This is a genomic window from Cohnella xylanilytica (assembly GCF_014212175.1).
GTDB lineage: Bacteria > Bacillota > Bacilli > Paenibacillales > Paenibacillaceae > Cohnella > Cohnella xylanilytica.
Genome location: NZ_JACJVR010000017.1, coordinates 1 through 6,883, shown reverse-complemented (window position 1 = coordinate 6,883; position 6,883 = coordinate 1). Strand labels below are relative to the sequence as shown.

At 64.7% G+C, this 6,883-nt stretch carries 7 protein-coding genes; 1 reads left to right on the top strand and 6 read right to left on the bottom strand.

The features are described 5' to 3' along the window. Window positions 1–774: DEAD/DEAH box helicase (locus H7B90_RS05130; protein ID WP_185134785.1), on the bottom strand; the 774-nt coding region annotated here is incomplete at its 3' end. Between the two features lie 338 nt (window positions 775–1,112). Between H7B90_RS05130 and H7B90_RS05125 the strand changes: the two genes are divergently transcribed. Next, complete coding sequence (locus H7B90_RS05125; RefSeq protein ID WP_185134783.1) at window positions 1,113–2,069, top strand: D-2-hydroxyacid dehydrogenase; 957 nt, start codon at window positions 1,113–1,115, stop codon at window positions 2,067–2,069. Between the two features lie 244 nt (window positions 2,070–2,313). On the opposite strand, the gene H7B90_RS05120 is transcribed toward H7B90_RS05125, so the two are convergent. The 5 genes from H7B90_RS05120 to H7B90_RS05100 form a co-directional block, all read right to left on the bottom strand. Further along, entirely contained in the window at window positions 2,314–2,937 is a 624-nt protein-coding gene (locus H7B90_RS05120) for a TetR/AcrR family transcriptional regulator (protein ID WP_185134782.1), read from the bottom strand. A gap of 9 nt (window positions 2,938–2,946) precedes the next feature. Beyond that, window positions 2,947–3,402, bottom strand: a complete 456-nt coding sequence (locus H7B90_RS05115) for a hypothetical protein (protein ID WP_185134781.1) — start codon at window positions 3,400–3,402, stop codon at window positions 2,947–2,949. Beyond that, window positions 3,392–4,411, bottom strand: coding sequence for an AF_0692 family protein (locus H7B90_RS05110; protein WP_185134780.1), 1,020 nt, complete (start codon window positions 4,409–4,411; stop codon window positions 3,392–3,394). Before H7B90_RS05110 ends, H7B90_RS05115 begins: the two co-directional genes overlap by 11 nt. A 392-nt stretch (window positions 4,412–4,803) precedes the next feature. Continuing rightward, window positions 4,804–5,868, bottom strand: coding sequence for a glycoside hydrolase family 76 protein (locus H7B90_RS05105; RefSeq protein ID WP_246578395.1), 1,065 nt, complete (start codon window positions 5,866–5,868; stop codon window positions 4,804–4,806). A gap of 62 nt (window positions 5,869–5,930) precedes the next feature. Continuing rightward, window positions 5,931–6,854 carry a carbohydrate ABC transporter permease gene (locus H7B90_RS05100; RefSeq protein WP_185134779.1) on the bottom strand — a complete coding sequence of 308 codons (924 nt, stop codon included), beginning with the start codon at window positions 6,852–6,854 and terminating at the stop codon, window positions 5,931–5,933. Between the last annotated feature and the right edge of the window lie 29 nt (window positions 6,855–6,883).

Below are 6,883 nucleotides of genomic sequence, written 5' to 3'. Positions count from 1 at the left end.
GTCCTGCGCCTCCTGCGGCATGCTGCCGTGCAGCGGCGCCACGTCCACCGGGCGGCCCGCCAGCGCCGCCCGCAATCGCGCCTCGACGCGGCGAATCTCCGCCGCGCCGGGCAAGAACACGAGCGCGTCGCCCTCGCCGTGCTCGGCGAGCGCCTCCAGCACCGTCCGCGCGACCGCCGCTTCCGCCTCCAAGCCCGTCTCCCGCCGCGCCGCGTACCGCGTCTCGACGGGATACATCCGGCCCTCGCTCGCGACGACCGGCGCTCCCCCGAGCAGCTCCGCCACGGGCTCCGCCTCGAGCGTCGCCGACATGACCGCGAGGCGCAGATCCTCGCGGAACAGCTCCCGCGCCTGCAGGCACAGCGCGAGCCCGAGGTCGGCTTGCAGGCTGCGCTCGTGGTACTCGTCGAAGATGACGAGCCCCGCCTCCTCGAGCGACGGGTCCGCCTGCAGCATCCTCGTCAGCACGCCTTCGGTCACGACCTCGACGCGCGTCCGCGGGCCGACCTTCGTGTCCATCCGCACGCGGTACCCGACCGTCTCCCCGACGGACTCGCCGAGCGTCCGGGCCATGAACTTCGCGGCGTTGCGCGCGGCCAGCCGCCGCGGCTCCAGCATGACGATCTTGCGGCCGGCCAGCCACGGCTCGTCGAGCAGCGCGAGCGGCACCCGCGTCGTCTTCCCGGCGCCGGGCGCCGCCACGAGCACGGCCTGCTTCCGCTCCGTGAGCGCCTCCTTCAGCGCCGGCAGCGCGGCATCCACCGGCATCGGCATCCCATTCATCGTCGATCCATCCTCTCTATGCTCAAGAGATCGCTCTCTTCTATATCTACTTCCGATCGCAGCCGTTCGTCGCGACATCTCGAGGGCTCGTCTTTACGCCGGTCCCTCGTCGCCGGTCCCCTCATCGCCGGTCCCTCGGCGTCGCTCCACGCGGCGGCCGCATCCGCTTCCGTTCCATTATACTCGTTATCGGACGTGCGCGTCTTCCAAGGAGAAGCCGCCGGCGCGCGATCTCCGCTTCGCCGCGCTTGCCGGACGGCTCCGCTTGGGAAAATCCCCCGCAGACGCTACAATAGAAAAGTACGGGCATCATGAGGAGGGATATCGAGATGCGCACGATCGTTGCTTTGTTCGGATTCGCGCCGGAGCAGGAAGCCGCCATCCGGGAGGCCGCTCCGGGCTGGAACGTCGTCTTCGCCAAGCCGAAGGAGATCGGCGCGGACGTCCTGCGTTCGGCCGAGATCGTCTGCGGCTGGCACCCCGTCGTCGCCTCCGCGCTGGAGGGCGCGGCCGAATCGCCGCTTCGCTGGGTGCAGACCGGTTCGGCCGGCGTCGACAACCTGCCGCTGGCGGAGCTGGAGCGGCTCGGCGTCACGGTGACGACGGCGAGCGGCGTACACCCGGTGCCGATGGCCGAGACGGCGTTCGCGATGCTGCTCGCGTTCACGCGCAACCTGCATCTGGCCGTGCGGAACCAGACCGAGCGGCGCTGGGAACGGGCCGAGACGTACGGGGAACTGAGAGGCAGGACGATGGGCGTCGTCGGCGCCGGGCAGATCGGCTCCGAGGTCGCCCGCCTCGCCCGGGCGTTCGGCATGCGCACGCTGGGCGTCCGCCGGTCCGGGAAGGCGGCGGAGCATATCGACCGAATGGAATCGTTCGAGGGGCTGGACGGCGTCCTCGCCGAGAGCGACGTCGTCGTGAACATTCTGCCGGACACGCCGGAGACGCGCCGGCTGTTCGACGCGGACCGGTTCGCGAAGATGAAGCCGGGCGCCCTGTTCGTCAACATCGGCCGCGGCGCCTCCGTCGACACGGACGCGCTGCTGGAGGCGCTGCGAAGCGGCCGCCTCGCGGGCGCGGGCCTCGACGTCGTCGATCCCGAGCCGCTGCCGGAGGACCATCCGCTGTGGAACGAGGATAACGTCATCCTCACCCCTCACATCGGCGGCAACACGGACAGCTACAAGGAGAGGCTCGCCGAGCTGTTCATCGCCAATCTGAGAGCCTACCTGGAGACGGGGCGTCCGGACCGGAACGTCGTGGACTACCGGCTCCGCTATTAATCGTTCGACCGCAAGAATAAGAAACGGGGGCCGAGCCCCCGGGTCCTCCAAGACCCGGGGCTCGGCCCCTCGTTATTATCGGTCGTTCATAAGCTGGTACAAGCGATAGATCCTCTGCGCCGTCTCGGCGCGCGTCGCTGCATAGGCGCGAAGTGTTATGCGTTCGATAATCGAATCCATCGGGGGAGAAAAAAAGCGCGAACGCGAAAAACCGCGTCCTCCGACGCGGCTCGCGATCAAGAAGCTATCCTTTTACGATCCGATGAATCATGCGGACGAGCTCGTCCCGGTACGTCTGCGGATCCGTCTTCTTCCCGGCTTCCGGAATCAGCATGTATTCTCCGATCGCGCCCTGGATCATCGTGGCGACGACGTCGACGCGGAACGCGCCGAACTCTCCCGCGCGCTGTCCTTCGGTCAAGATCCGCCTAAGCTCCCGCTGAACGGGATCCTCGTCCTCGTCGTCGCCCAGCTTGTAATACGGGACGCCGTCCGGCGTTCTGGCGTTGAATACGATCTCGACCAAGGCCGCGTTGCGCGCGGGATGGGCCGCTTGGTAATCCAAGCTCGCGACGATGTAGGCGTTCAGCTGATCCGTGGAAGACTTCTCCCGTTCGACCCTCTCCAGAATATAGGCTGCCGACCTCTCGACGAGGTGGGTCAGCAGATGGTTCATCAGGTCGTATTTGTCCGCGAAATGATAGGAGATCAGCGCCGTGCTGATCCCCGCTCTCTTGGCGATCTGGGCGAGGCTGGCGTTCACGTAGCCGATCTCGTCCAACGTGCGGATGGCGGCTTCCCGGATCTGCTCGCGCCTCGCCTCGGTAATAAACGACGCTTTGCCTTCCGGGCGCTTGTCTTCCTTCATGGGAACTCCTCAATGGCTGTCGGTTTTGGATTCTCCTTCCTTAAGTAAACCAAGGATAACGAGAACAATCAAGACGGCCGCCGGGCCGATCAGCTTCGCCGGGTGGGAGAACAGCCGCTCGATCCATTCGAAGGCGTCGCCTCGGAACAGCTTCAGGACGTTCCGGACCGCGAGAACGATGAGGTTGACCGCGAGCATCGCCGGAATGAGGGAGAGGCCTCCCTTCAAGACGTCTTTTCCCGACCTCCTGCCGAGAAGATATAGCACCGCGGCCGCGAAGCAGAGGAGGCCGGCCAGCGAGACGAAGCCGAAGCGAACCCATCCCAGCCATGGAAAAGGAGCACCCCCGATCAGCGAATCGAACCCGATCCAGACGAAAGCGAGCGCCCCTCCGCCCAGCAGGGCGCTTAAGAGCGTCATTCCGATTCTCTCCGGCTTATCCATTTCTCTCTTCTCAAGCTTCATGGGAGATCCCTCCGTTCGCGATCGTTGAATCCTTCTTGACCGTTCTTCTCAGCGTATGGGCGATCCATAGCAGCAGGCCGACCGCCATAAGCGCGAACAGGCCGTTGCCGAACCAGGCGACCGTATCCGTCGGCCGCACGAGCAGCGTCACCGCAAACCCGAGCCAAGCGCAGGTCAGCAGCGCTCCCGCGATTAGGGAGAACCGGTGCCGGTCGTTCCACCCTCCCCGGGCGGCCCCATATCGGACGAGCGCCCATGCCGAAGCGAGCAAGACGACGCCGAGCGCGACGCCCGCCCAATTCTCGGGGTGCGCCGCGAACATACTCGCGACGACGAACGATCCGATGCCGAGAAGCCAAGGATTCCAGGCCTTGCCCCTCGCGATAGGCCGGGCGCGTCCTCGCTTCCCGCCGGCCGCGAACGCCGCCGCGATCAGGACGATCGCCGTTGCGGCCGCGCCAATCCGCTGGGCAGGCGATGCGATGAACCGGGTGTCCGCGTAAATGAACGAAAAAACGATGGCGCAGCCGGCCAGATACAAAGCGGCGGCCGCGATCAGCCCCGTCCGGCCTAACCATGGCCTTCGGCTTCCGGAAGGCGTCAGCATCTCCGCCACGGCGATCGGCAAGGCGATGCTCCATATCGCGTGCCCCGCGACGTAGGAGATAGCATTGCTCGCGCTGATGCCGAGCAGGGGAATTCGCGTATCGTCCGCAATCTCCGGACCCAGGAAATCCGGGTTGAAGAGCGACTGGTCGAGCAGCCCCGCCTCGATAACCCCGTAAGCGGCCCCCAGCAGCAGAATAGTCGGCCAGCCCCGCCCGGTACGCCGCGCGATCTCCCGAATGAGCAGGGCTCCTCCGCCGTACAGAGGAACAAGCAGCGCCACCGCGGCGAGCAGGTTCTGAATCGGGCTGCTGCCGAGCAGGAATTCCCCCACCCAGGGAGACAGCAGCAGCAATCCCAACGCCGGAGCGAGCCGCCGTGTATACCTTTTCTCTACGGCCATTCGTTCACCGTCCTCGCATTTTTTAGATCATTTAATCAGTTTTCTGATCGATTAATCAAATTTTATGCGTCGGAGGGTCCTTTGTCAATCCGGTCATTCGCCTATACATTCTTTTGTGACAGAATCGGTATCGGAGTCAGCCCGCAGACGGCTAGGATTAAGATCGCGGGGCCGTTCTGAATCCGTTAGAGTTTACGCCCGGCGGGCATTATGTCTTGCCTGGTTCCCGTATCGATTGGGGGAGGCGGCTAACGAATCGAGGAGACGCTATTTCGTTCCGGATGTCCGTTTTTGCCCCGGGCGGACCCGAATAAGATCGCTGGGGTTCGTTAGAGCGTCACTGCGTAGAAAAAAATCGGCACCCCGTCGGAATGCCGATCCTTGATCTCCCTCTATCGAATCCCTTCCCCCGCTTGAACGACCCTTCTCTCCAGCTTCGCCAGGCTCTCCAGCAGGAACACGCCGCTGAGCTGCGCGCTGAGCGTCACTCTCTCGCCCGGAGCCGCCGACCAGCTCGTGCCGAACAGCCCGCGCCGGGAATCCCGGCCCCGCTCCCACAGCTCCTCGGCGACGCGGCGAAGCCAGTCGGCGCGGTCCGAGCGGCCGGTCTCCGCCTCCTCGAGAATCGCCAGCTCCGTCAAATACCGGACGAAGATGCCCTTGAACAGCCCGCCGTCCCCGTCGCCTTCGTCCGGGAGGCCGCTCTCGCCCCATTCGGCGTAGGCGGCCGACGCGGTGCGGGACGCATCCGCCAGGTAGTCGCGGTTCCCCGTCGCCCGGTACAGCTCGACGCCCGCTCCGATGAACACGCCTTGGCAATAGGTGAACCGCCAATCCTTGTCGATCCGGCCGTCGCCCTGGCGGTTGATGCCGTCCCAGACGAAGCCGCTGTCCGGATCCACGAGAACGGAGCGCATCCACCGATAGATTTTCTCCGCCCATTCCAGCTCTTCCGCTCCACCGAGCGGCGACCGGGACAGCCGGGCCGCCGCAATCGCCGCCGGACCGTTGGCCGGAGCGTTCTTGTACCCGAGCTGCTCCTTGTGCCAGGCGATGCCGCCTCCCATGGCGTCGTTCCATCCGGTCTTGATGTCCTCCCACAGAAGGCGCGCCGTCTCCCCGTACTTCGCCTCCCCGGTCGCTTCGAACGCCCGCAGCCAGGCGATCGCCATCCATTCCATGTCGTCGTAGAGCAGATTGGGGTAGGCTCCGCCGTTCTTCTCGCGAATGCCTTCGTGCAGCTCGGACAGCCTCTCCCCGTAGAGCGGAGCTCCGTTCGTCCGCAGCCAGCCGTCGACCAGGCCGTCGGCCGCGTGGGCCATCCACCAATAGTGGAAAATCGTGTTGCACTCCCCGTTCGGACAGGGCGTCTCGATGTCGTACATCCGAATGGACGGATTCCACATCGCTCTCTCCAACGCTTGCTGGGCTTCCTCCGCCCTCTCGTTCCACCGCACGGCTTCTCTCTCCTTTTAATCGTATCTTTTTATAACGGCCGCCCAACCTTCCCGTTCTTCCGTCAACCCTTGATTCCGCTGAACGCGATTCCCTGCACGAAGTACTTCTGCAGCAGCAGGAACAGGACGAGAATCGGCAGCACCGCGATCAGCGCCCCGGCCATCATCGGCCCGAAGTCGGTCTGATGGTTGAAGGAGAAAGCCTGCAGCCCCATCTGGACCGTCGCCTTGTTCGGGTCGTTGAGCACGATCATCGGCCACAGGAAGCTGTTCCAGCCGGCCTGGAAGGTGAAGATGCCGAGCGTGGCGAGTGCGGGCTTCGTCAGCGGCAAGTAAATGTTCCAGAAAATCCGGAATTCCCGGCAGCCCTCGATCCGAGCCATCTCCATCATGTCGGAAGGCAGCGTCAGGAAAAATTGCCGCATGAAAAACACGGCGAACGAGCCCGAAGCGCCCGGCAGGATGATGCCCCAGAACGAGTTCAGCAGCCCGTTGCCGCCCGCGCCGTACCAGTCGTTGCCTCCGGCGAACGGGAAGTGCTTCAGCACGTAGAAGCTCGGAATCATCGTCACGATGCCCGGAATCATCATCGCCGCGAGCAGCACCCGGAACAGCGGCTTGTTCAGCCGGAACGGCAGCTTCGCGAACGCGTAGCCGCTGAGCGAGCCGAAGAACAGATTGCAGGCGACGCCGGCGACGGCCAGCACGAGGGAGTTCCAGAAGTAGAGACCGAACGGCACCGTCGTGAACGCGCTCCGGTAATGCTCCAGCGTCAGGCGCGAGGGCAGCCACCGGATCGGCATCGAGAAGATCTCGTCGTTCGGCTTGAGCGACGTCACTAGGCTCCAGAAGAACGGCAGGAACATGAAGGCCGAGATCGCGATAGCGACAATATAGAACGCGGCGTTCCACAGCGTCCTCGACGTCCGGACCGAGCGACCTCCCAAGGCTTGAGCCGGCGAGACCGCGGCGGTTCTGCTGCTCATGGCTCTCCCCTCCTTGTATGCTAAGAGCA

What these genes read in the sequence shown, in the direction of transcription:
- H7B90_RS05120 (WP_185134782.1), bottom strand. Translation starts at nt 2,937, where the DNA reads ATGAAGGAAGACAAGCGCCCGGAAGGCAAAGCGTCGTTTATTACCGAG.
- H7B90_RS05125 (WP_185134783.1), top strand. Translation starts at nt 1,113, where the DNA reads ATGCGCACGATCGTTGCTTTGTTCGGATTCGCGCCGGAGCAGGAAGCC.
- H7B90_RS05115 (WP_185134781.1), bottom strand. Translation starts at nt 3,402, where the DNA reads ATGAAGCTTGAGAAGAGAGAAATGGATAAGCCGGAGAGAATCGGAATG.
- H7B90_RS05110 (WP_185134780.1), bottom strand. Translation starts at nt 4,411, where the DNA reads ATGGCCGTAGAGAAAAGGTATACACGGCGGCTCGCTCCGGCGTTGGGA.
- H7B90_RS05100 (WP_185134779.1), bottom strand. Translation starts at nt 6,854, where the DNA reads ATGAGCAGCAGAACCGCCGCGGTCTCGCCGGCTCAAGCCTTGGGAGGT.